The sequence below is a fragment of the Rhizomicrobium palustre genome (genome assembly GCF_011761565.1).
GTDB classification, from domain to species: Bacteria; Pseudomonadota; Alphaproteobacteria; order Micropepsales; family Micropepsaceae; genus Rhizomicrobium; species Rhizomicrobium palustre.
In genome coordinates this window covers 456,281-479,298 of record NZ_JAASRM010000001.1, presented here as the reverse complement: position 1 = coordinate 479,298, position 23,018 = coordinate 456,281, and the positions used below count along the sequence as shown (strand labels likewise).

25 protein-coding genes are annotated in these 23,018 nt (G+C 60.0%); 14 read left to right on the top strand and 11 right to left on the bottom strand.

Translation table 11 applies throughout. The features are described from left to right. Positions 1–9: 9 nt before the first annotated feature. A complete protein-coding gene (locus FHS83_RS02095; RefSeq protein ID WP_167080406.1) occupies positions 10–1,005 on the bottom strand; it encodes an HlyD family secretion protein in 996 nt (331 codons plus the stop codon). 39 nt (positions 1,006–1,044) lie between these two features. After that, positions 1,045–2,508, bottom strand: coding sequence for an efflux transporter outer membrane subunit (locus FHS83_RS02090; RefSeq protein WP_167080404.1), 1,464 nt, complete (start codon positions 2,506–2,508; stop codon positions 1,045–1,047). Positions 2,509–2,789: 281 nt separating this feature from the next. On the opposite strand from FHS83_RS02090, the gene FHS83_RS02085 reads away from it, so the two are divergent. From FHS83_RS02085 to tehA, 3 genes are all read left to right on the top strand, one after another. Further along, on the top strand, positions 2,790–3,833 hold the full coding sequence (locus tag FHS83_RS02085; RefSeq protein ID WP_167080402.1) for a LysR family transcriptional regulator: 1,044 nt from the start codon (positions 2,790–2,792) through the stop codon (positions 3,831–3,833). A gap of 42 nt (positions 3,834–3,875) precedes the next feature. Next, on the top strand, positions 3,876–5,771 hold the full coding sequence (locus FHS83_RS02080; protein ID WP_167080400.1) for a CocE/NonD family hydrolase: 1,896 nt from the start codon (positions 3,876–3,878) through the stop codon (positions 5,769–5,771). A gap of 92 nt (positions 5,772–5,863) precedes the next feature. Continuing rightward, positions 5,864–6,802 carry a dicarboxylate transporter/tellurite-resistance protein TehA gene (gene tehA / locus FHS83_RS02075; protein ID WP_167080398.1) on the top strand — a complete coding sequence of 313 codons (939 nt, stop codon included), beginning with the start codon at positions 5,864–5,866 and terminating at the stop codon, positions 6,800–6,802. Here the strand turns inward: tehA and FHS83_RS02070 are convergent. Together FHS83_RS02070 and FHS83_RS02065 are read right to left on the bottom strand one after the other, a co-directional pair. Beyond that, on the bottom strand, positions 6,799–8,013 hold the full coding sequence (locus tag FHS83_RS02070; RefSeq protein WP_208414184.1) for a phospholipase D-like domain-containing protein: 1,215 nt from the start codon (positions 8,011–8,013) through the stop codon (positions 6,799–6,801). The genes tehA and FHS83_RS02070 overlap by 4 nt on opposite strands. A gap of 53 nt (positions 8,014–8,066) precedes the next feature. Then, a complete protein-coding gene (locus FHS83_RS02065) occupies positions 8,067–8,897 on the bottom strand; it encodes a helix-turn-helix transcriptional regulator (RefSeq protein WP_167080396.1) in 831 nt (276 codons plus the stop codon). A 79-nt stretch (positions 8,898–8,976) separates the two neighbouring features. On the opposite strand from FHS83_RS02065, the gene FHS83_RS02060 reads away from it, so the two are divergent. Continuing rightward, positions 8,977–9,867: an SDR family oxidoreductase gene (locus FHS83_RS02060; protein ID WP_167080394.1), complete on the top strand. Its 891-nt coding sequence runs from the start codon at positions 8,977–8,979 to the stop codon at positions 9,865–9,867. 42 nt (positions 9,868–9,909) lie between these two features. Here the strand turns inward: FHS83_RS02060 and FHS83_RS02055 are convergent, their stop codons facing one another. Both FHS83_RS02055 and FHS83_RS02050 read right to left on the bottom strand, forming a co-directional pair. Next, entirely contained in the window at positions 9,910–10,917 is a 1,008-nt protein-coding gene (locus FHS83_RS02055; protein ID WP_167080392.1) for a zinc-dependent alcohol dehydrogenase family protein, read from the bottom strand. A 139-nt stretch (positions 10,918–11,056) separates the two neighbouring features. Beyond that, complete coding sequence (locus FHS83_RS02050) at positions 11,057–11,674, bottom strand: YitT family protein (RefSeq protein ID WP_208414183.1); 618 nt, start codon at positions 11,672–11,674, stop codon at positions 11,057–11,059. A gap of 241 nt (positions 11,675–11,915) precedes the next feature. On the opposite strand from FHS83_RS02050, the gene FHS83_RS02045 reads away from it, so the two are divergent. Together FHS83_RS02045 and FHS83_RS02040 are read left to right on the top strand one after the other, a co-directional pair. Next, entirely contained in the window at positions 11,916–12,515 is a 600-nt protein-coding gene (locus FHS83_RS02045) for a 2'-5' RNA ligase family protein (RefSeq protein ID WP_167080390.1), read from the top strand. A gap of 40 nt (positions 12,516–12,555) precedes the next feature. Beyond that, positions 12,556–12,903, top strand: a complete 348-nt coding sequence (locus FHS83_RS02040) for an arsenate reductase (protein ID WP_167080388.1) — start codon at positions 12,556–12,558, stop codon at positions 12,901–12,903. Here the strand turns inward: FHS83_RS02040 and FHS83_RS02035 are convergent. The 3 genes from FHS83_RS02035 to FHS83_RS02025 form a co-directional block, all read right to left on the bottom strand. Further along, positions 12,900–13,427, bottom strand: coding sequence for a DUF4199 domain-containing protein (locus FHS83_RS02035; RefSeq protein WP_167080386.1), 528 nt, complete (start codon positions 13,425–13,427; stop codon positions 12,900–12,902). The two genes, FHS83_RS02040 and FHS83_RS02035, sit on opposite strands and share 4 nt — an antisense overlap. 97 nt (positions 13,428–13,524) lie before the next feature. Continuing rightward, on the bottom strand, positions 13,525–13,938 hold the full coding sequence (locus FHS83_RS02030; RefSeq protein WP_167080384.1) for a response regulator transcription factor: 414 nt from the start codon (positions 13,936–13,938) through the stop codon (positions 13,525–13,527). A 47-nt stretch (positions 13,939–13,985) separates the two neighbouring features. Beyond that, the gene (locus FHS83_RS02025; RefSeq protein WP_167080382.1) at positions 13,986–14,195 is read right to left on the bottom strand and encodes a hypothetical protein; all 210 of its coding nucleotides are present in this window, start codon (positions 14,193–14,195) and stop codon (positions 13,986–13,988) included. Positions 14,196–14,592: 397 nt separating this feature from the next. On the opposite strand from FHS83_RS02025, the gene FHS83_RS02020 reads away from it, so the two are divergent. Continuing rightward, positions 14,593–16,026, top strand: a complete 1,434-nt coding sequence (locus FHS83_RS02020; protein ID WP_167080380.1) for a replicative DNA helicase — start codon at positions 14,593–14,595, stop codon at positions 16,024–16,026. Here the strand turns inward: FHS83_RS02020 and FHS83_RS02015 are convergent. Next, positions 16,023–16,874: a glycosyltransferase family 25 protein gene (locus tag FHS83_RS02015; RefSeq protein ID WP_167080378.1), complete on the bottom strand. Its 852-nt coding sequence runs from the start codon at positions 16,872–16,874 to the stop codon at positions 16,023–16,025. The genes FHS83_RS02020 and FHS83_RS02015 overlap by 4 nt on opposite strands. Positions 16,875–17,190: 316 nt before the next feature. Between FHS83_RS02015 and FHS83_RS02010 the strand changes: the two genes are divergently transcribed. The 5 genes from FHS83_RS02010 to FHS83_RS01990 all read left to right on the top strand — a co-directional run bounded on the left by FHS83_RS02010 (position 17,191) and on the right by FHS83_RS01990 (position 21,535). Then, positions 17,191–18,012 (top strand): hypothetical protein, encoded by an 822-nt coding sequence (locus FHS83_RS02010; RefSeq protein ID WP_167080376.1) that lies wholly within the window; start codon positions 17,191–17,193, stop codon positions 18,010–18,012. Between the two features lie 141 nt (positions 18,013–18,153). Then, positions 18,154–18,756, top strand: a complete 603-nt coding sequence (locus tag FHS83_RS02005) for a hypothetical protein (protein WP_167080374.1) — start codon at positions 18,154–18,156, stop codon at positions 18,754–18,756. Between the two features lie 89 nt (positions 18,757–18,845). Then, positions 18,846–19,970: an alanine racemase gene (alr, locus tag FHS83_RS02000; protein ID WP_167080371.1), complete on the top strand. Its 1,125-nt coding sequence runs from the start codon at positions 18,846–18,848 to the stop codon at positions 19,968–19,970. Beyond that, a complete protein-coding gene (locus FHS83_RS01995) occupies positions 19,967–20,746 on the top strand; it encodes an MlaE family ABC transporter permease (protein WP_167080368.1) in 780 nt (259 codons plus the stop codon). The genes alr and FHS83_RS01995 overlap by 4 nt, the downstream gene beginning before the upstream one ends. A 9-nt stretch (positions 20,747–20,755) precedes the next feature. After that, entirely contained in the window at positions 20,756–21,535 is a 780-nt protein-coding gene (locus FHS83_RS01990) for an ABC transporter ATP-binding protein (protein WP_167080364.1), read from the top strand. 182 nt (positions 21,536–21,717) lie between these two features. Here FHS83_RS01990 and FHS83_RS01985 read toward each other — a convergent pair whose 3' ends face one another. Then, the gene (locus FHS83_RS01985) at positions 21,718–22,152 is read right to left on the bottom strand and encodes a hypothetical protein (RefSeq protein ID WP_167080362.1); all 435 of its coding nucleotides are present in this window, start codon (positions 22,150–22,152) and stop codon (positions 21,718–21,720) included. Between the two features lie 246 nt (positions 22,153–22,398). On the opposite strand from FHS83_RS01985, the gene FHS83_RS01980 reads away from it, so the two are divergent. Both FHS83_RS01980 and FHS83_RS01975 read left to right on the top strand, forming a co-directional pair. Further along, a complete protein-coding gene (locus tag FHS83_RS01980; RefSeq protein WP_167080359.1) occupies positions 22,399–22,821 on the top strand; it encodes a hypothetical protein in 423 nt (140 codons plus the stop codon). After that, positions 22,818–23,018 carry a helix-turn-helix domain-containing protein gene (locus tag FHS83_RS01975; RefSeq protein ID WP_167080356.1) on the top strand — a complete coding sequence of 67 codons (201 nt, stop codon included), beginning with the start codon at positions 22,818–22,820 and terminating at the stop codon, positions 23,016–23,018. Before FHS83_RS01980 ends, FHS83_RS01975 begins: the two co-directional genes overlap by 4 nt.

Below are 23,018 nucleotides of genomic sequence, written 5' to 3'. Positions count from 1 at the left end.
CAATACCTATTACTTGGAGACGTCGATGGTGGCTTGCATGGAAAGTCCGACCCGCAGCGGATGCGCCTTGAGGTCTTCGGGATCGAGCGCGATGCGCACCGGCACGCGTTGCACGACCTTGATCCAGTTGCCGGTGGCGTTCTGTGCAGGAATGAGGGAGAAGGCCGCGCCCGTGCCGCCGCCAAGGCCGATCACCGTGCCGCGGAATTTCACCGACGAGCCATAAATGTCGGATTCCAATTCTGCATTCTGACCGGGGCGCACTTTGGCGAGCTGGTCTTCCTTGTAATTGGCATCGACATAGACATCGGCGACGGGCACCACGGTCATCACCGGGCGCCCCGCCTGGATCATCTGGCCGATCTGGACATTGCGCTGGGCGACAATGCCGGAAACGGGCGCGCGAATGATGGTGCGCTCGTAATTCAGCTGCGCGGTATCAAGCGCCGCTTTCGCTGCCAGAACTTCGGGGTGTTTTTCGACCGAGGTGCCTTGGGTCATGGCTTCGGCGGATTCCAAGGCGGCGGTTGCCGTCTCGAGGCCGGTCTTCATGGTGGAAAGCTCTTCGCCTGAAACCGCGCCGCTCTTTTGGATCTTGGCGCGGCGGTCGTAATCGAGCTTGGCGCGTTCGTAGTCGGCGCGGCGCGCGTCGGCGGTGGCGAAATATGTCTTCACTTTGCGCAGGGTGAGCGCATAGGCCGCCTGGGCCTGATCCAGCTGCAGCTTGGCGTCTTCAGGATCGATCACTACCAGGATGTCGCCCTTCTTGACTGCTTCGGCATCATGCACGCGCACATCCATCACGCGGCCGGTGGTCAGCGGGGTGACCTGCGCCGAGGAGACTTGGACATAGGCATTGTCGGTCGAGACATAATGGGAGGCGACGAAATACCAATATCCGCCTGCGCCCAAGGCCACCGCCGCAACCGCGGTCCCGAGGAGGAGGAACAGTTTCTTGCGGCGGGCCGGGGCCGCGACCGTCTCGTCTTCAATCGAATTTTGCATCTTGTACTCCGAATTTCGTTCGTGGACTGGGGCTGGCTGTTAACGTTTTGCGGCGTAACCGCCGCCCAAAGCGCGCACCAGCGCGACGTCATAGATGAAGGCTTGGGAATCGAGGTCAGTGACCGCGCGCTGCGCTTGCAGAAGCTGGTTCTCGACCGTGAGAACATCGATGTAGCGCACCAGGCCGCTGGTATAGCGCGCCTTCACCAGGCGATAGGAATTGGCGGCGTCTTTCTCCGCGCCGCGTGCATCGGCAAGCTCGCCGTCCAGCGATTTGCGATTGCCATAGGCGTCGGCAACATCGCGCAAGGCGGTGACCAGCGTCTTGTCATAGAGCGCGACCGCTTCATCGTATTGGGCGCGGGCGCCGCGATAGATGCCGGTATTGCGGCCGTAATCGAAGATCGGCAGATGAATGGCGGGGCCGAAAGATCCCATCTCGGATGAAGCTTGCGCGAGATATTTCAGATCGAAGGTCTGCAGCCCATAGGTGCCGACAAGATTGATATCGGGATAGAAATTGGCGTTGGCCGCATCGATCCGCGAGCTCTTGGCCTCGACATTATAGCGTGCCGCCACGATATCAGGCCGGCGTCCGATCAGATCTGCAGAGAGTTTTTCCGGCAGGCCTACGCTGCCGAGATAGGCTTTGTCCGTGGGCTGAATAGAAAGACCGCGATCCGGGCCCTTCCCCAGAAGGGCGGCGATCTGATTGCGGGTCAGCGCGATCAGCCGGTCCATTTCCTTCACCTGCAGACGCGCATTTTTCAGCTGCGCCTGAGCCTGGGAATAGGAGGATTCATCATCGAGCTGTGCCTTCCAGCGCTGCTCGACAAGGCTTGCGCTCTGCTCGCGAATTTGCAGCGCGCGCTCGGCGGTTTTCTTATCCGCGAAAAGCTGCATCAGCTGGGCATAGGCCTGCACCACGCCCGTGGAGAGGCTTAAGCGCGCTGCGGCTTCATCGGCCTTTGCGGCCTGCACATCGGAAAGCGCCGCGGCGAAATTCGCCCGGTTCTTACCGAAGAAATCGAGTTCATAAGAAATGCTCGCGGTCACCGAACCCGAATGGTGCCAGCCGCTCGGCATCAACGGCTTAAAGCTTTTGGGAAAGCCCTGGTTCTTGGATTGCTCGGTCTCTTTGGCCGAAGCATCTGCAGAGATGGTCGGATAAAGATCCGCCTCCGCGACATCGCCCATGGCGGCGGCTTGTTTCAGGCGCGCGGCCGCGATCTTCAGATCGGGCGAGCCCTGCAAAGCGTCGTTCACCAGCGTGTTCAGCTGGGGATCGTTATAGGCGGTCCACCAGTCTTCGCTCGGCCAGGCGATAGTGGGCGCGGCGAAGCTTTTGCTGGTCTCGAGGGTGGAGGAATCGTCGGGCGCGGCCATCGGGCCGAGATCCGGTGCGCAGCCGGCCAGAGCCACTAAAGCCAGGGCACATACCGTGCCTTTCAGGAATTTAGCGCTGCGCGGCGGAAAAGGAGGGGATTGGGTTTCGGCGGTCATGGTGCGAGGAATCGTCCCAGAGAAGGTCTGCCGCCTCTTCGCTGAGAGCCTTTTGGACAAAGCTTTCCCGTTCCCCGCAAGCTGTGTTGCGCGGCTGGTTCAGGCTTTAAAGGGCTGCCATTGTTTGCGGCGGTATGTTCAGCAATTTACGGCGCCAGCTTTGAAAGTGAACCACCGTTCTGCTAATTGGACTGCTGAATAGAGCTCAACAATCGCTTCGGCCTGTCTTAATAATGCGGTAATCACTACGGCCGACGGTTTGACCCTCTGGGCGAGGAAATATGCGCAACAGTGAACTGACCGATCTCGCAGCTTTTGTTCTGGTAGCTGAGCATCTTAGCTTTCGCGCTGCCGCCGATAAGCTGGCCGTTACGCCCTCGGCTTTAAGCCACCGTTTGCGCCAGCTCGAACAAACGCTAGGCGTGCGTCTGCTCAATCGCACCACGCGCAGCGTGTCCCCGACGGATGCCGGCCGTAAATTGCTGGAGCAGCTCGCGCCCGCGCTCGAGCAGATTTCCGGCGCGGTGGACAGCCTGCAGCATGTGCGCAGCCAGCCTGCGGGCAAGCTCACCATCCATTCCGTGCCGATGATCACGGAAATCGTCATCGCACCGATTTGGCGCAAATATCTGCAGCTCTATCCTGATGTGCAGCTCGAGATTGGCGGTACGCAAGAGATGATCGACATTGTGGCGCATGGCTATGATGCGGGCATCGGACCGCGCGAATTCGTGGCCCTCGATATGACCGCTGTGCGCGTCACGCCGACATTGCAGACGGTAGTGGTTGGCTCGCCATCTTATTTTGCGCGCCATCCCATGCCGAAAACGCCGCAAGATTTACTGCAGCATAACTGCATTCAGAACCGCCTCCGGGCGAGCCAGGCCTTGCTTCCATGGACCTTCATCTCCAAGCGCACCAGCCAAAGATCAGGGCAGACGCCTACAAGGTCCTTGATTGGCAAGGCGGGCGTGGTGCCTGTAACTGGTAATATCATCGTGGATGATATCGATATTGCTTTGCGTGCTGCCGTCGACGGGGTCGGGCTTGCTTATACGCTCGAAACTTCGGCCGAACTCTTCATCCGCTCTGGTCATGTGGTGCCTGTTTTGGAAGGCTGGTCGCCCGCCTTCGAAGGTATGTATCTATATTATCCCGGCAAGCGTCAGGTGCCGCCCGCCTTGCGCGCACTGATCGACATGGTGAAGACGACCCAGACATCCGCTGGGCATGCAGGCGAAGAATTGCCTTTCATCGAACTTTTGCCGGGCCGGGCGCATGGTCGCTCCGAAGGCGCACGGCGCAAGACGAAGCTTGCGCAATAGGCGTTTTGCGGTGTGAAATAGCTTTCTTATTTGGGGGATTTGATGCGTTTTTCTGTTGCCGCCGCGCTTACCGCGCTTCTTATGGCTGCGCCCATTTTTGCAGGCCCAGTCACTGCGGACATGGTGCAAAGAGGCTCCGACATCGCCGCGAAATGGAAAGACACCCATCCCGGCTATGATTACGAACGCCGCGAGGTGATGATCCCGATGCGCGACGGGGTGAAGCTCTTCACCGTCATCCTGATCCCCAAAGGTGCCTCTGGCCTGCCGATCCTGCTCGAACGCACGCCCTATAACGCTGGCGGGTTTGACGATGACAAGCCGCATCTGCGCGATGCTCTGCGCCCCTCCAAGCGCGAATTCGTGGACGACGGTTATATCATCGTGAACCAGGATGTTCGCGGCAAGCATCGCTCCGAAGGGGCCTATGTGATGACGCGCCCGCCGCGCGGCCCCTTAAATCCCACGAAAACCGACGACACCACCGACGCCTATGACACCATTGCGTGGCTGGTGAAAAACGTGCCGGGCACCAACGGCCGGGTCGGCATGGTCGGCTCGTCTTATGATGGCTGGGCGGTGGCCATGGCGCTGCTGGGCCCGCATCCGGCGTTGAAGGCGGCGGTTCCCGAAAGCCCGATGATTGACGGCTGGATGGGCGATGATTGGTATCATTACGGTGCCTTCCGCCAGCTTGGCATGGATTATTTCTCCGGCCAGATGGCGCGCACCGGAAGTGGCCCCAGGATTCCTCGTCCCGGTGCGGACGATTACCAGAACTTCCTCGAGCTAGGTTCAGCGGGCGCTTATGCGGAGCGCTATGGCTTCGACCAATTGCCATGGTGGAAACGCTTCGCGGCGCATCCCGATTATGATGCCTTCTGGCAGTTGCAGGCGCTGGACAGGATTGTGCCGCAGCATCCTTCGGACGTGCCGACCATGTGGTTGCAAGGCCTGTGGGATCAGGAAGATATGTATGGCGCGATCCACACCTGGGAAGCATTGAAAGCCTCTGGACACGGCGCCAATAATCACCTCGTCATGGGCCCCTGGTATCACAGCCAGATCAACCGTGCGGCCGAAAATCTTGGTCCTTTGAAATGGAAGGGCGATACCGCCGCCGATTTCCGCCATGACGTGATGCTTCCCTTCTTCAACACCTATTTGAAGGACAGGAAGCCTGCACAGCCTTTGCCGGAAGCGATGATCTTCAATGCCGCCGATAAGCGCTGGGAGAGTTTTTCCGATTGGCCCATCGCCGAAAAGCAGGTGTTAAAGCCGCTCTACCTCCAGCAGGATTTCGCGCTCGGTTTTGAGAAACCGAAAGCGGGCGAGGACAAATATGTCTCCGATCCGGCCAAGCCCGTGCCCTTCCTCACGCCGCCAGTCGATGGCGCCGATCACGACCGATGGACGACCTGGCTGGTGCAGGATCAGCGCAATATTTCTACCCGCACCGATGTGCTCTCCTATCAAAGCCCGGTTTTGACGGAAGAGGTGCGCGTGCAGGGCGCGCCGATCGCTGATCTCTTTATCAAGACCAATGGCAGCGATGGCGATTTCGTGGTGAAGATCATCGACGTTTATCCGCCGAGCTATGCCGAACAACCCGAACTTGGCGGCTATCAACTGCCCATCAGTCTGGATATTTTCCGTGGTCGTTACCGCAACAGCTTCGAAAAACCGGAAGCTTTCGAGCCGGGCAAGACAGCGGAGATCAAGTTTCGCTTACCGACGATGAATTACGTTTTCAAGCCGGGCCATCGCATTATGGTGCAGGTGCAGTCGAGCCTGTTTCCACTTTATGACCGCAACCCGCAAAGCTTTGTGCCGAACATTTTGTTTGCGAAGCCCGCGGATTTCAAACCCGCAACCATCTCGATCTTGCGCGCCGCCCCAGAAGGTTCCAGCGCAGTGCTTTTGCCGGTGGTGAAATAAGCGGATATCCGAATTAGGCTACCCTAGGTCGCATTGACCTGGGGTTGGCGGCGCGGCACAAGAAAAGATGTAAAATAAAAGCATCTTAAAAAATGAAGCTCGTCCCCGCCGCGTTTTTCGGCATGGTCTTGGGTCTTTCCGGGATCGGCCAATCCTGGCGGTTGGCTGCTAAGCTCTGGCAGACCCCACCCCTGATCGGAGAAATTATCTTAGGGGTTGCGGGGGCGGTTTGGGCCAGTCTACTTCTACTGTACCTTGTTCAAGCTATTCGTGCACCTAAAATCGCGCTCGCTGAAATCCGCCATCCGGTGCAAGGCGCCATGCCCGCGCTCATCGGCATCTCCACGCTTTTGATGGTGATGGCAGTGGTGCGCTACAACCTCATTGCCGCCTGGATTTTGGCCGCGGTTGGTGTCACCTGGCACATGGGCTTCGCGCTCTATCAAACCGGAGCCATGTGGCAGGGCGGGCGGGCCGCGAAGGATAGTGTGCCGAGCCTGTACCTTCCGACCGTAGCGGGCAATTTCACCAGCGCGGCAGCGCTTGGTGCGCTTGGTCACGCCGATTGGGGCTGGCTGTTCTTAGGCGCGGGCGTCTTTTCCTGGCTGGCGCTGGAATCTTCCATTGTGCAGCGTTTGTGGCAGCCAGAACCATTGCCCGCGTCGCAGCGCCCTTTGCTGGGCATCCAATTCGCCCCGCCTGTCGTCTGCGCTATGGCTTGGCTGATGCTGGCGCCGGGCTCCACCGATCATTGGCTTTTGATGCTGCTCGGCTACGGCCTGTTCCAGCTGCTCTTGGGCTTGCGCTTATGGTTCTGGCTCGGCGAGCAGAGCTTCGCGCCGTCCTATTGGGCCTATACTTTCGGCATCGCCTCCACCACGGTCGCCACTTTGAAGCTTGCGATTTCAGGCATCAGCGCGGCGCAAATTCTCGCGCCGGTGATTTTCCTCGCCGCCAATCTCTTCATCGGCACGCTGGCAGTGCGCACCGCGTATCTTGCGATCCGCGGCAGGCTTTTTCCCGCCGCTTAAGGCGTGCCCGGATGCGGCGCGGGATAATCGCGCGTGATCTCCAGCGGCTTGGTGAAGGGCGCCTGCCAGAGCTGATCATGCAGCGCGTTCAGCTTCGCCGCCATCGCGGGATTTTTCAGCACGATCTCGATATTGCGCGAATGGTCGAAATAGCCGCCTTCCCAATTGCTGGTGCCGACCCAGGCGATCTCGTCGTCGATGGTCATGGTCTTGGTATGGACCACGCGGGCGAAAGGAATGAAGCCGCTTTGCGCCTCGGGAATGGTGACGACGCGCAAATCCACATTGGGCAGCACCGCGAGACTCTTCAGATAAGGCTGCTTGAAGCGCGACAGGTTCCAATTGGCGACCAAGAGCTCGATCTTAACGCCGCGCTGGGATGCGGCGCGCAAGGCGGTGTCGATCACCGGGTAATACTGCCGCTTCTGCCCCAGTGGCGAATATTCCATCACCGTGATGCGGATGTTCTTCTTGGCATGAGCGATGAGGTCGACCAGCATCGCCTGTGAATCCGCCACCCCTGCCGGATTATGATCGGCCGGGCTCGCCACCAGAACAGCTTGCCCGTCGCCAATTATGGCCGCCTTTGCGTCCGTCGCCGATTGCACCGGCTTTCCCGCCGCGATGCGGGCCTGATCTTCCCAATCGCGCACGAAGATGGCGGCAAGCTCGCTCACCATCGTCTTGTCGTCAATTTTCAGGCCGGTCTCGTCGATATGTTCGAGTGCGCGCCAATCGAAATTGTGGCTGCCGACGAAAGCGCTTTTGCCATCCACCACGAAGAACTTGGCGTGAATGATGCCGTCGCCCGAAACATCGGCAAAAGCGAGTTCGCGAAACTCGATGCCCTTGATGGCTTTGAGCCTTGCCAGCGTGGTGGTATCCGACATGCGGTTGCCGACGTTCTCCATCAGAAAGCGGATTTTCACGCCGCGCGCCGCGGCAGCTTCCAGTCGAGAGATCACCTTATCGAGCGCGCTGCCGGGCTCGGAGGTGGCATAGAACTGCTCCAAGTCGATGGATGTCTTGGCGTGATCGATCATCTCGCACCAGACGGTCGCCGCATCGCGCACATCCAGCGGATTGAGCCCCGCGCCCACTGGCAGCGTATGCACCAGCTCGAAGCCGGGAATGGCAAACTCGGCATTTGCAGGCAGGCACACCAGCGCGCAAAGCCCCGCCGCCAGCCCTGCCTGTTTCATCCCGCGCATAAATCCCTCCGCCGATCCTTGGCCCAACTCTATGCCACTTTGCGATGACGCTTTCATGCCTGCAAGAGCGTCGCGACCTTGGCCACATCTTCCGGTGTGACGGGATTATAAATGACGAGGCTCAAATCCGTCCGCCCATCCACCGCAAAGGTCGAATATTCGAAGGCAAGCTCACCTGCAATCGGATGGCGAATATGCTTGATCGCCTCGCTATGGCCGGGATGGACTTCGTTCTCTTCCCACATGGACGCGAATTCCGGGCTCAAGCGGCAAAGGTCTTTCACCAGTGGCTCGATCATCGCCGCCGCGCCTGCGCGGGCTGTCTCCGCACGAAAGGCGCTCAGGGCAAAGCGCGCCACGGCTTGCCAATCATACTGCACCGCGCGGGCCCGTGGATCGAGGAAGATGTAGCGCAGGATGTTGCGCTCGCTGGGCGGCAGCGATCCGTAATCGATCAGCATCGCCGAGGAGGCGCGGTTCCAGGCCAGCACATCCCAAACCGCGCTGCGGATCAAAGCAGGCGTAGGGTTCAGCGCATCCAAAACCCGCTGCAATCGCGGTGTGACTTCGTCGTATTTCTGATAGCGCGCCTCGGGTGGGCGACCGAGCGCGATGAGAAACAGATGCTCGCGTTCCACCTCGGTCAGCAGCAGTGCCCGCGCCAGCCGGTTCAGCACATCGGCTGATGGTGCGCCGCCGCGGCCCTGTTCCAGCCAGGTGTACCAAGTCGGGCTGATATGAGCCCGCTGCGCCACCTCTTCGCGGCGCAAGCCAGTGGTGCGTCGACGCGTGGCGGGAAAGCCCAACGCGTTCGGGTCAAGCTTCTGGCGCCGGTCCTTCAGATAAGCGCCGAGGCGGTTTTCGTCTTGGAGGCTGGTAGTCATTATACCATGATAAAGTCACTACTTTACCAGGATATACCTCGCCCTAAATCTTGTCTCCATCAAACAGTGGAGAAGACGCATGCGTGTGTTTGTAACGGGTGCAAGCGGTTTCATCGGCATGGCGGTCGCGGAGGATTTGATCGCCGGGGGGCATAGCGTTTTGGGCCTGTGCCGCTCGAGGTTAAAGGCCCCCGCCCTAGCTGCAATTGGCGCCGAAGTGCTTCATGCCGATATGCAGGATGATGATGCGCTCATCCGTGGCGCATCGCAATGCGACAGCGTCATCCATCTTGCCTTCAATCACGATTTCACGCGCTTCAAACAGAATTGCGAAGACGACCGCCGTGTGGTCGCCGCGCTTGCCACTGGGCTAAAAGGCTCTGATCGCCCGCTTCTCGTAACCTCCGGCACGCCCATCGCCAACACCATCCCTGGCGAGGCCGCGAAAGAGGGTAATCCCACAGCAAGCTCTGATCATCATCCGCGTGCGGCGACGGAAGAGGCTGCCGCCGTGGCTTTGAAAAACGGCGTCAATATTGGCGTGGTGCGTTTGCCCCAAGTGCATGACACCGCGCACCAAGGCCTCATCACGCCATTGATTCAGATGTATCGCGAGAAAGGTGTTTGCTTTTATCTCGGCGATGGCGCGAGCCGCTGGCCTGCTGCCTATTACCGCGATGTCGCCCGGCTCTATCGCCTTGCTGTCGAACGCGCCGAGCCCAATGCGAAATATCATGCCGTGGCGGAGGAGGGCGTTGCGATGCGCGTGATCGCGGAAACCATCGCGGCGCGGCTGAACCTTCCTGCCAAATCCATCACCCAGGAAGAGGCGCCGCAATATTTCGGCTGGCTTTCACGGTTCGCAGGTCTCGACATGCTCGCCTCCAGCGCCCAGACCCGCGCGAAACTCGGCTGGAACCCGGTGGGACCGGGGCTTCTGGAAGATCTCGCCAATTTGGCGGTCGCATAAATGAAAAAGGCGAAGCTGGTCCGCTTCGCCTTTCTTTTTTTCTCAGAACTCCAGCGCGATCTTGCCGAAGTGACCGCCTTTCTGCATCAGCTCGAAGGCGGCGGAGATATCGTTCAGGGCGAAGCTCTTATCGATCACCGGCTTCAGGCCAATCGTCTCGATGGCGCGCACCATCTCGATCTGATGTTGGCGGCTGCCGACGATCAGGCCTTCAAGACGGGCTTGTTTCGCCATCAGGGCGGCGGTCGGCACCGGGCCTTGCACGCCGGTCAAAACGCCGATCAGCGAGATATGTCCGCCGACTTTCACCGCACGGATGGATTGGGAGAGCGTGCCTGCGCCGCCCACTTCCACCACATGATCGGCGCCGCGCCCGCCGGTGACATCCACCACCGCCTTGGCCCATTTCTCGTTGCTGCGATAGTTGATCAGATGATCGGCGCCCAAGGCTTTCGCCCGCGCGAGTTTCTCATCCGAGGATGAGGTGATGATCACTTCCGCGCCCATCGCCTTGGCAAATTGCAGCGCGAAAATCGACACCCCGCCGGTGCCGAGCAGCAGCACCGTCTCGCCAGCTTTCAGTTGACCATTCACCACCAGTGCGCGCCAAGCGGTCAGGCCCGCGGTTGTCAGGGTTGCCGCTTCTGCGTGGCTATAGCCCTTGGGGGCGAGGGTGAAACCCTGCGCAGGGCCCACCACCACTTCGCGCGCATAACCGTCGACGCCATCACCGGGCGTGGTGGAGAAATCGCCAATCGGCACGGGGCCATTCAGCCAGAAGGGAAAGAAAGTGGAGACGACATGGTCGCCTGCCTTGAACGCCGTCACGCCATCGCCGACCGCTTCCACCACGCCCGCGCCATCCGACATCGGAATGCGCCCGCTCGGGGTTTTCATGATGCCGCTGACGACGCTCAAATCATGATAATTGAGCGAGGAGGCATGCACGCGCACGCGGATTTGCCCCGCGCCTGGCTGGCCCGGATCGGCAAGCTCGACCGGCTTTAACTGGTCAAGACCAAACGGCTCCAGGGCTTGAATGGCTTTCATCGGCAGGGCTCCTTTGCTGCGCCGGAAGAAAGCCCGGCGGCTACAGCCTCAATCTAGGCCCTTCGCGCGGCATTTCCAGGTGCCGACCTTTTTGTAAGGGCCGGAAGATTGCCGCATGTGGCCTACATCTATTCCCGCTTTAGTAGCCGATATAGCGCCCCGGGCGATGCCAGGCGAACAGCGTCAGATGAATGGCGACCGCGCTCAAGACCGACCAGAACAGCGTGACGGCATTCACCGTAAAGGCAGCGGCCGTCAGGATCATCAGATCGATCACCAGCGCGGTTACGCCGACATTGATGCCGCGGGAGCGATAGAACCATAAGGACACGATCAGCGTGCCGCCGACGCCCGAGCCATGCCGTGCGATGGCGAGAATGCCGACACCGATGATCGTGCCGCCTGCGATGGCTGCGAAAGCCGTGTTGATCGGGCCGATATGCATCCCCGCCGCCGCCACAATCATTCCAAGCGATACCGCTGTGGAGGCAATCACCGATTTCACGATGAAGGTGCGCCCCATGGTCAGCGCGCCAAAGGCAAAGAAGGGCAGGTTGACGAGGGTGAAAAGCACGCCCACAGGGAGCTTAAAGAGATAGGAGAGCACCAGCGCGATGCCTGCGACGCCGGCTGTCACCAGCCCCGCCGCTTTCAAAAGCATCACGCCAACCGCGATCAGTGCGGTGCCGGTGTAAAAGGCATAGGCATCGTCGATCAGCGTATGCGGGCGAGCTTGATGCGCGCTGGTCTCGGCCAATTTGGCCTCCAATCTGTCTTTGTCCCGCGCGAGCTAAAGGGCTTGGCAGCGACAATCAAGCACCCCACCCCAAACAGTACGAAGTGGCGCGGGCACGGGGCTTAGGCGCGCTCCATTGCTAAAAATGTGGCGTTCGCAATGCTGAAATGGCGCGCGAACCATCTTCCTCCTCGCGTCCGCCATCTTGTCATAAGTTCCTGCTTTGTTCTATATCTGAGTCTGCGTGAGAGGTGGTTTTTGCATGCAGCGTGGTGCGGTGAAGCTCAAATCGGGGCCGGTTCAAGCTGGGTTCGAATTTCTCCGTCCCGCGCCGCCACGCGCCAAGAAGGCCGAGCGGCTGTTCTTCGCGGCCATGCCGGATGAGGCGCATGCCCTCAAGCTGTCGCGCTTTGCCGAGCGCTTCCTCGCCGAAGAAGAGATGGATGGCACGCCGATCAAGCCCACGCGGCTGCACATCGCTTTGCAGCGTCTGGGCGAGCCCACGGACGCCATGCTCTATGCCGCCAAGCTCGTAGGGCAATCGGTGGCGGCGGCTGGGCTTTCCTTGCGCTTTGATGTTCTTTCCAGCCTCGGGCGGACGAAGCGCGTACTCGCCTTGACCAGCAGCGATCCTAAGCTCGCTGCGCTGCATGAAAAGCTCGCCGAAGCGGTGCAGAAACATGGGCTTCGGGCAGACGAGGGCGTGCCGCATATCGCGCTCGCCACGGGCGTTGGCCAGATACCACTCACCGCTATCGAGCCTTATGGGATGTCGATCACCGGTCTTGCGCTGCTGCGGGGCGATCCATTGGGCGAGTTCCAGATCCTGCGCCGCTGGCCGCTCAATCGCTCTTGCCTGTAAAACGCCTGTCCATAAGATCGCGGGCGAAAGGATTCCCCGAATGTCTGTCACGATCTACGGCATCAAGAATTGCGACACGATGAAAAAGGCTTTCACCTGGCTGGAAGCCAACGGCGTCGCGTATGACTTCCATGACTACAAGAAGTCCGGCGTGACCAAGGCCAAGCTCACCGAATGGTGCAAGGCGCTGGGTTGGGAAAAGGTGATCAACCGCGCCGGTCCGACCTTTCGCAAGCTGCCGGATGAAGATAAGCAAGACCTCACCCAAGCCAAAGCCATCACGCTGATGATGGGCAATCCCTCCATGATCAAGCGCCCGATTGTGGAAACCGGCTCCGTTACCGAAGCCGGTTTCAAGCCCGAGCGCTATGAAGAAATCTTCGGCTAACCGCGTGCCGGAAGGATGCGGTGAAACCTCAGCACCGCGGCGGAGATCAGCGCCACAATAAGTGCGAGCGGGGCGATCTCGGTCAGGGTGATCGCCATCCGGCTTAAGGGATGGGTGTAGGACTCTGCCATCGCTTGCAGGCTCGCGGTCAGCTTGGCGAGGTCAGCGGCCGAAATCCCGGCGGCTTTTTTCGCGGCGATCACGCTCTGCATGTAATTGGGAAAGAAGCGGTAATCGGTTAGCCAGAGATAGACTTCCCAGGCCAGAACATAGGTGATGCTGGCGATGGCGGCGATGCCAAGCCCCACTTTTGCGCCGTCGACAAAGCGCATGACACCGCCTTTGACCTGATCGCGATAGCGCTTCACGCCGACAAAGATCAGGCTCAACGCCGCGAGCATGATGACATAGCCCATCCATTCGGGGAATTTCACGGCATGGTCATGCAGGAACATGGTGAGGCCGAGCGAGGCGATGAGCACCAGCCCGGAAAGCGCGCCAAACACTAAAATGATGCGGATCATACAAATCTCCCCAGCTTCAGATCGTGCCTAGCGGAGCATGGAAACCCAAGCCTCGCCATCGCCCGAAAGGGTGATTTGGCCGTTTTCAGCCTTTTTTCTAAGGCAGGATCGCCAGTTCGCGGGCTTTATGGATGGCTTCGGTGCGCCGTCCCGCGTCCAGCTTGGCGTAAAGGTTCGCGACATGGGTCTTCACCGTGTTGGGCGAGATGGCGAGGCTTTGGGCAATTTCCTTGTTGGATTTTCCCGCCGCCAAAAGCTCCAGAATGCCGATCTCCCGCGGGGAAAGACCAAGGCTTGCGATGGCCGCGTTGTTGCGTTCGAAGATAGGCATAACTTTCCGCAGCGTCAGCGCGTAGCCGGTCCAAATCCCGAGGCCAGCGAACAGCAGCGCGATGACAAAGGCATAAAGCGAGGGCGACAGAAGACGCATGGCGAACTTCAGCTCAAGCCAATCGAGCAGAAAGGCCGCCGCCGCCAGCGCCACACCATAAGCCAGGATGCTCCGCCACATTTCGTCAGCAAAGCATAGGAGTGCGATCACTGCCAAGGTGCTGCGGGTTATTTCAAACCCAAAGCGGCATTCACTGCATCCGTCAGCGGCTTCATGAAGCCAGTCACACTATTCAGCCACGTGATGAGCGTGAATATCGCAATGGCGAGGGCAATATTGCGCCAATTGAAGTGCTTGCGATTGAAAAGCCAACTGAGTAGCGGAAAGACAATCGCGAAAGCCACGCTGCTAACAACGAAACCCGGCACCTGCATCAAACCCATCCCCTTGGGCTGAATAATCGCCGTCGCACAGAAACGCCGCGATTATTAAAATGTAATCCTTACCCTCGGAAGTTCAAGGGCGCTCGCCCCAAACCGGCTTAGGAAAGCCAAGAGCGAATGGCTTTCAATCCGGCTGGCGGGCAAAACGCGAGGAACGCGAAAGCCTTGCGATGCAATAGCTAAAAAGCTGTGCCTACGCGGCAGGGGCGAGTTATCAACACTAATCTGGGAGGCGCAGACCGGGCTGGGGGTGGCACGCGGACGCGGAATGGCATTTATCTGTGACCAAACCAATAAACCGCTTGCGTTGATGGCCCGCTGTCTGCTTTTTGCCAGCCCTTCGTTTCGCGACTCAGCTCGCCTCTCCTAACATTGTTGCGCCGGGTACGGGATGGAACAGGAAGCTTATCGACATATTCCCTACGACATCGAAGTCGAGCAGGCCGTGCTTGGCGCCATCCTGGTGGACAATCGCGCCCTGGAGGCGGTATCGGCTGTCCTGAAGACCGAGCATTTCTACGATCCGCTGCATCAGCGCCTTTATGAGGCGATGCAGATTTCGATTGAAAAACACGGCACCATCATCACGCCGCTCACGTTGCACGCTGCGCTGAAGGCCGATCCGGGCCTCGCCGAAGTGGGCGGACATGCCTATCTTGCAGGCCTCGCGGCGGCGGCGCCCGCGCTGCCGAACCTCAAAGATTTGGCGAAAATCCTCTACGATCTCGCCATCCGCCGTACCCTGATCCATATCGGCGAGGAGATCGTCAACACCGCCTATGAAGCTCCGCTCGATAAGCCGCCGCAGGAGCAGATCGAAGAAGCGGAAAAAGCGCTCTATCGTGTCTCCGACAGCGCGCGCTATGGCGAAGGCCCGATCGATTTCGGCCAGAGCTTGCGCATGGCGGTGGAGCTGGCCGAAAAGGCGCAGCTTCGCGGCGGCAAGATTTCCGGTGTTACCACGGGCTTCTATGAACTCGACAAGCTGATCGGCGGTTTCCAGCCTTCCGACCTGCTCATCATTGCCGGCCGCCCAGGTATGGGTAAAACCGCCTTCGCGGTGAATGCGGGCTTCAACGCCGCTTTCGCCTATGCCCAGGATATGGCCGCAGGCGTGGAGCTGCCGCGCGGTGCGCCGGTGCTGTTCTTCTCCCTCGAAATGGCCGCCCAGCAATTGGCAGGCCGCGTGCTTTCCGAGCGCGCCGAAATCGAGATGTGGAAAATCCGCTCAGGCAAGTTCAACGAAGACGAATGGAACAAGTTCGTGCTCACCATGCAGGAGCTTTCCAGCGTTCCCTTCTACATCGATGACACTGGCGGTATCTCCATCGCCCAGCTCGTGGCGCGCGCGCGCCGCATGAAGCGCGAAAAGAATATCGGCGTCATCATGATCGACTATCTGCAGCTCATCACGCCCTCCAAGCGGGCGGAAAACCGCGTGCAGGAAATCACCGAGATCACCAAGGGCCTGAAGACCCTCGCCAAAGAGCTGAACGTGCCGGTGGTGGCGCTGTCTCAGCTCTCGCGTGGTGTCGATGCCCGTGACGACAAGCGCCCGGTGCTGTCAGACCTTCGCGAATCCGGCTCGATTGAACAGGACGCCGACGTGGTGATGTTCGTGTTCCGCGAGGAATACTATCTGAAATCCCGCGAGCCGGAGCCGGGCACGCCCGAACATGCCAAATGGCTGGAAAAGTGCGAACGCGTCTTTGGTCGCGCCGAAATTCTGGTCGAAAAACACCGTCACGGCTCGACCAACAACATCCAGCTCGTGTTCGAATCCGCCTATACGCGCTTCTCGAACCTCGCCGAAGATCAGGCTTAAGCCAGACGCCTTTGACGGAGCAGCACCTGTGCTTCGGGGTAGAAGGCGGGCGCCGCGTTCTCTGGCGCAAGCTCGGCATTGGCGACTTTGGCAAGATGCGCGGTGCCTTTGAGCACCGCCGCGATCTGGCGCGGCAAGAGGCGCGTCTCATAATAGGCGCGCACGATCTCGCGGCGAATGAGGGCAGGGCTAAGTCCGCGATCCGCAACACGCCAATGCTTGATGTCCGATGTCGCGCGCTGTTCCTGCCGCGCGATGGCAGGCAGAAGCTGAAATGGCTTCAGCTTCTCAGCCACGGGCGAGACATTGGCGTTGAAGAGCAGGTGATCCACCGGCACGTTCCAGCGGTCCATGGTCAGAAGCTCCAGTGCAGCGCGGCGTGAAAGGATATAGGCCGCCGCGCCCGTATGGCGCGACAGAATGGGAGCGATGCTTCGCCCGCGGCCGATCTCCTGACGCGCACCGATCAGCACGCGCTGGCTCTCGGGCCCAAAATGCTCAAGCTTTAAAAGATCTATGCCTTGCGGCAGCCAACGAAGATCACCGAGCAGGCTCGCCGCGGCGGGATCAAGGCGCACATCATCTTCCAATATCGTCGCGTAAGGCGCGCCGCTGCCGATAAAGGCCGCCCAGCACTTCTTGTGGCTGATGGAACAGCACTGATCGCCCTTAGGCAATTTTCCAAGCGGCCCCGAAGGCGTGAAATGCTGCGCCAAGAATGCATTGCTCACATCTTCGGCATCAATAGCCGTGATGGTTTCAAAAGAGAGGCGAAGGCGTTGAAGCTCTCGCGTCATCTGAGCCAAACGATCATTTCGTCTTGCGAGATTGATCACAAAAAGCTTCATTCGCGTCCGTACTCACATTGGCTCCGTGTCATGAACGCATATTTTTTCGATCTCCGTTCTTAGAGGTGTTGGAAGGCGTGCGTGGTGACCTCGTTGGGACAAAAAAATACAAATGCTGTCGACGGAGAGCGCCGTTCCGACAGTTGATAGATTTTGCGACGTGACGGAAATGGCCGATAACCGCGTGATATTTGAATCTTCTGTACAAAGACGGCGCAATGACTCGCGCATCTCTGTAGCGTCTGCCGCTGATTTCGTTTGCGGTGAAAGATCTGTGCCGGGTGCGGGGACAGCTTTTCCATACTGCTTCGATTTCATGCATCGCCGTGCGCTTTATGTGCGCAGCGATGATGTCGAGGCGGTGAAGGCGGCGCCGTTCTACTATCTGCATTTGCGCCGCACGGCGGGACGCATCGTTTCGGTTCCGCTCGAACACGGCCCGTTGCTGCCTGCGGCCAAAAAATATGCAGACCCTGTATTTCTTTTTTCGCCGGGCCGTGTCGGCTCGACCCTGATCGCGCGCGTCCTCGCCGAAGCCGGTGTGCCTTCGGTGTCGGAGCCGGATTTCTACAGCCAGCTCGTCCATCCCCTGCTGCGGAGAAATCCGCTGGCCAGACCCTTTCGCGCCGCGATGTGGAATTTGAGCGGGGACCTCAGCGCGGCTTTGGGGGCGAGCCCCGTGATCAAGCTTCGGGCCGAATGCGCCCGCGCGCCCGAGCTCTTTGTTCGCAACCCCAAGGCGAAGACCATTGTCCTCTTCCGCGGCTTCGAGGCCTGGGCCCGCTCCACCGCGCAGGTATTCGGGGCTGGGCCCGAGAAAGCGGTGCGGAAATATCTGACCGCCCTCAAATGCTACGAGACCCTCTGCCAGACCAGCGACTGCCATCTGATGCGCTTTGAGGATTGGGTCTCGGCCCCAAGCGAGGCCGCTGCCGCGCTCGCCGCCTTTCTGAACCGCCCGCTCGCCCCCGAGGCGGTGCGCCGCGCTTTGTCGCAGCATTCCCAGGAAGGAACCCCGCTTCTGGGGCGGCGGCAACCGGGCTGGGAGGGTAAATGGCAGGCTGCGCTGGCGCTTTGGCGCTCGAAGAGGGTTGAAAGGGCGCGCGGGGTGCTGCAAATCCCTGTTGTTTGGGATTGAGCTTCCCCGAAAGATCATTACATCCAACGCTATAGTCGCCGTGGCGGGGCAAATGGCATAAACTGCCCCTCCGTCGTTCCCTTCACTCCAGTAGGCATTCGGGTGGCACAGTCGTCTTTGGTAGGAGAGTCCGCCGCCCTCATGGCCGAGCTTACTGCCCGGATCCATGCGGCTGACGCGTCGGCCCATCGTGCCCGCCGCCGCAGCTTCGCCATCGGCGCCGTGATTTGCCTGCATATCCTCTTCGTCTGGCTGCTGATTCTCGCCCAGTACGGGGTTTTGGAGGTGGTCCCCAAGCCCAAGTTGGAACGACTGACATGGCTCAATCTGGAGTTGCCGTCTCAGGCCCCCAAGGTGCTGCCCGCCCCCAAGAAGGACCAAAAATCCGATTCCGCGGTGAATCCGCTCCTGGTGCCCAAAATCATCAGGCCCAAGGAGGAAGAGAACAACGCCATCACCGATCTGGGCCTGGCCTTGGGCCGCTCTTTGGCCTGTGGCGCCAATAGCTTCGAGTATCTGAACAGCAAGATGCGTTCCGAGTGCAAACACAAGCCTTGGCAGTTCGTCTATGACCGCTATGGCAATATCATTCTGGATCCGCAGGGGCGCACGCCCCAGGAACGCGAGGAAACCCTTCGTCCCAGCGATGTGCAGGCCAAGGAACGCAATACCGCGCCGCGCTGTCCGCAGAATATCGACCCCAACGCGCCTTGCGTCGCCGATATCATCGGGGGACGGCGCTGATGGTGCAGAACGCAGACGCAGAACCGTCATGTTCGCCGCACCCCATATCTGTCTTTGACGAGGGGCGCTCCGGGCGGCATTGTCCGCCCATGGATCGGGTAGATGACGGTATCGTCAGTGACTTCGAAGCGGCGCGCTTGTCTGTGCGCTTGTCCGCTGTGGCAGAGAATTTTCGTACCGCGCAGAGGCTCGCAAGCCCCGCGGTCGTGGCGGGCGTGGTCAAGGCCGATGCCTATGGAATAGGGCTTACGCCAGTCGTCAAAACCCTGGCACGCGCAGGCTGTGATACCTTCTTTGTCGCGCGGCTTTCGGAAGGCGTGGCGCTGCGCAAGCTGGTGCCCGAAGCGCAGATTTTCGTTCTCGATGGCGCGCAGCCGGACATGGTGCCGGCGCTGATCTGCCATCGCCTGACACCGGTGCTGAACTCTCTGGCCGAGATTGCGGCCTGGTCTGCGGCGGCTGCCGCCACGCACCAGACTCTCGATGCCGCCGTGCATCTCGATACCGGCATGAACCGGCTGGGACTTTCGGCGGGCGAGTTGTCGATCCTGGCGGGCGAACATGCGCGCCGCCTCTCGGGCCTGCGCGTGGTCTTGTGGATGAGCCATCTGGCCTGCGCCGATGAGCCGGAGCACAAAATGAACCGGCTGCAGCTTGATCGCTTCAAGACCGCGCTCGCCATGCTGCCGGAAGGCCCGGCTTCGCTTTCGGCATCTGGCGGTATCCTGCTCGGCAAGGACTATCACTTCGACATGGTTCGCCCCGGGCTTTGCCTTTATGGCGCCAATCCGCAAGGCGGTCCCGCCAGCCCGTTCCAGCCGGTGGTCAGCTTGTCGGCGACGATCATGCAGGTGCGCCAAGCCGAGAAGGGCGAGACGGTGGGCTATAGCGCCAGCCATCGTTTGACGCGCAATTCCATTCTGGGCACTGCCGCGCTCGGCTATGCCGATGGTATTCTGCGCGCGCTCTCCAATGTCGGGTTCGTGGCCGTGCAGGGCAAGCGCGTGCCGATTTTGGGCCGCATCTCGATGGATCTTCTCACCTTCGATCTCACCGATGTCGAAGGGCCCGTGCATGCGGGCGATCAAGTGGAGCTGATCGGCCCCACCCAGAGCCTCGATGATGTCGCTTCTGCCGCCCACACCATTCCCTATGAAATCCTGACCTCGCTCTCGCGCCGCGCGCGGCGCACATACGAGGAAGACGCCTCATGAACTTCTTTGCTTCTGTCGGTCGCGCCACGCTTGGGTTGTTCCGCGAAGTGGGACGCTTGTCGGTCTTCACCCTGGATTCCGTGACGAGCTTTGTGCGCCCGCCGATCTATTGGTCGCTGATGCTGCGCCAGATCATGCAGATCGGCTATTTTTCGCTGCCGGTGGTAGGCTTGACGGCTTTCTTCACCGGCGCGGTGCTGGCCTTGCAGATCTATATCGGCACGGCGCGCTATGGCGCCGAGCAATTCGTGCCGACGGTGGTGTTGATCGGTATCCTGCGCGAACTCGGACCGGTGATCGCGGGTCTGATGGTGGCGGGGCGTGTGGCCGCGGCGATCGCCGCTGAGCTTGGCACCATGCGGGTGACCGAACAGATCGATGCGCTGACCACGCTGGCGACACGGCCGATCAAATATCTCGTGGTGCCGCGGCTGATGGCGGCGCTGATCTCGGTGCCGATCCTGGTGGCCATCGCCGATTCCATCGGCGTGTTCGGCGGCTATATCGCGGCGACGAAGAGCCTCGGCTTCACCGGTTCGATCTATCTTTCCACGACCATGCAGGCGCTCAATTCCAATGACATCATCTCCGGCCTGATCAAGGCGGTGGTGTTCGGTTTCCTGATCGCACTGATGGGCTGTTATAACGGCTTCAATTCCAAGGGCGGCGCGCAAGGCGTGGGCGCGGCCACCACCAATGCCGTCGTGGCCTCCTCGATCCTGATCCTGGCGGCCAATTACGTCCTCACCAATATCTTCAACTTCTTCGGCATTTAGAGGCTTCTCATGAGCAGCGCAGCCTCTCCGGCTAAAGTCGAACTCAAGAACGTCAAGAAGCGCTTCGGGCCCAAAGTGGTGCTCGATGGGCTGAACCTCACCATCCCCAGCGGCCAATCGCTGGTCGTGATCGGCGGCTCGGGCACGGGCAAATCGGTGATGATCAAATGTGTGCTCGGCATTCTGAAGCCCGATGCGGGCGAGATTTTTGTCGATGGCGAGGAGGTGACCAAAATCTCCGGCACCGCGCGCGATCATTACTTGCGCAAATTCGGTATGCTGTTTCAGGGCGCCGCCCTCTTCGACTCCATGAAGGTGTGGGAGAATGTGGCCTTCGGGCTGATCCAGGGCCGCGGCGTGAAGAAGAAGCAGGCGCGCGAGATCGCTTTCGACAAGCTGGCCCGCGTGGGGCTTCCCGCCGATGTCGGCGAGCTTTTCCCCTCCGAGCTTTCCGGCGGCATGCAGAAGCGCGTGGGCCTGGCGCGTGCCATCGCGGCGGACCCCGAGATCATCTTCTTCGATGAGCCGACCACCGGGCTTGATCCCATCATGTCCGATGTCATCAACGACCTCATCGTGGCGACGCGCCAGAGCGGCACCACCTCGCTCTCCATCACCCATGATCTTGCCAGCGCGCGCAAGATCGCCGACCAGATCGCCATGCTCTATAAGGGTAAGATCATCTGGCAGGGCCCGACCAAGGATATCGACAACAGCGGGAACCCCTATGTCGATCAGTTCATCCACGGCCGCGCCGAAGGCCCGATCAAGATGGAAGTGAAGGCGTAAGTCCGCATATTCCGCGATCAACGCTTTGCCGCGCGCGACATGGGCGCGGACGGCGGCATAAAGCGCGCGGCGGAGCTGCGTATATTTGCCATGCTTGAAGGCGTTGCGATTGCCGCGCGGCGCGCCGCGAGGCCGCTTTGGCGCGCGCCTGCGCAGGGCTGGCGGGATAAGCTTTCGCTTCCTCATGGCGGACCGTCTTTGCTCTTCGCGCGCGCCTCAGCCTCATCCTGCTCCAGCCGCGCGTTGACGATCGCGGCGAGGCGCCGCTCGATCTCGCCGACCTTGCGGACCTCTTCCTCCTGCTTGGGTCCCCATTTTGAAAATCTTGAATTCAAATCCTGGGTTTTGCTCTCAGGTGGTTGAATGACCTCGACAATCGTCCTGCTTCGCCGCTCCACCAAAGTGATCGGCCCGAGCGACTTGGCGATATTGGCCCCGGCATTCATCACTTTCGCAGCCGCCAAGACGGGGCCGATCTGGTCGCCTTCCTCTTCCGCGTTGATGACGGCCTTGCAGAACTCCAGAAGTTTTCGGCCTTCAGAGAGATAGACGATGAGCGAGTCCGCCGCGTCGTGGCGGCGTTGCTCATCGCGCGAGGCCGGGGAAAGCGGTGCCATAACCGCTTGCTCCGTTGGATGTTGCGTCGAAGACGCGTTCGCTGTGCCGCCTTGGCCCGCGGCGAGGGCGCTCTCGTTTTCCATCAAAAAGAGGTGGGCGCACACGTCTGGGTTTCAAGAGGGATTGAGGAAAAAAATCCTCTCAGGGTTAATGAGGGGGATAGGCTGTCGGCTTAGTCAAGTTGACTTGACATGTACAGGGTTAGAATGTCATGTTTACTTGTCTTTTAGACAAGGAAAGTAGACATGCGCTTTTCCGTCTCCCGCTTCTGGGGTGTTCAGGCCACCGCTGTAGCCGCGATGCTGTTGGGCGTGGCTGCGATCAATCATCTTATGCCGGGGCCATCGCTGGGGGCCGCAAGCCTCATCGCTGCGCTTATCCTGGCTGGTTGCGCATTTGCGCTTTACGCCTATCGCTTTGCTGATGAGATCATTTTCCAAACTGATAAAACGGCGTGGTTCTGGGGGGCGCTGGCGGGGGCGGTTCTTTTTGCGCCGATCGCAATATTCGCCAATTGGCATCTTCTGAGCGTGCCCTTGGTGGTCCCCTCCGCCCAAGACACGCACGCCGCCTATTTTGTGCAGGGCGGAGTTTTGGTCATCGTTTTGGAATGCGCGGGCTTCGCGGTGGTGCGGGCCATTCAATATTTTTCGCAGGCTAAGCTGTGAAAAATCGTCTTCGCGTGCTGCGCGCCGAGAGAGACTGGAGCCAAGCCGAGCTTGCGCAAAAGCTCGGCGTGGCGCGGCAAAGCATCAATGCGGTGGAGACCGGAAAATTCGATCCATCCCTGACGCTCGCCTTTCGTATCGCAAAGCTATTTGAAATGCCTGTCGAGGCTATTTTCGAGAACAGCGAAATCCTGTGA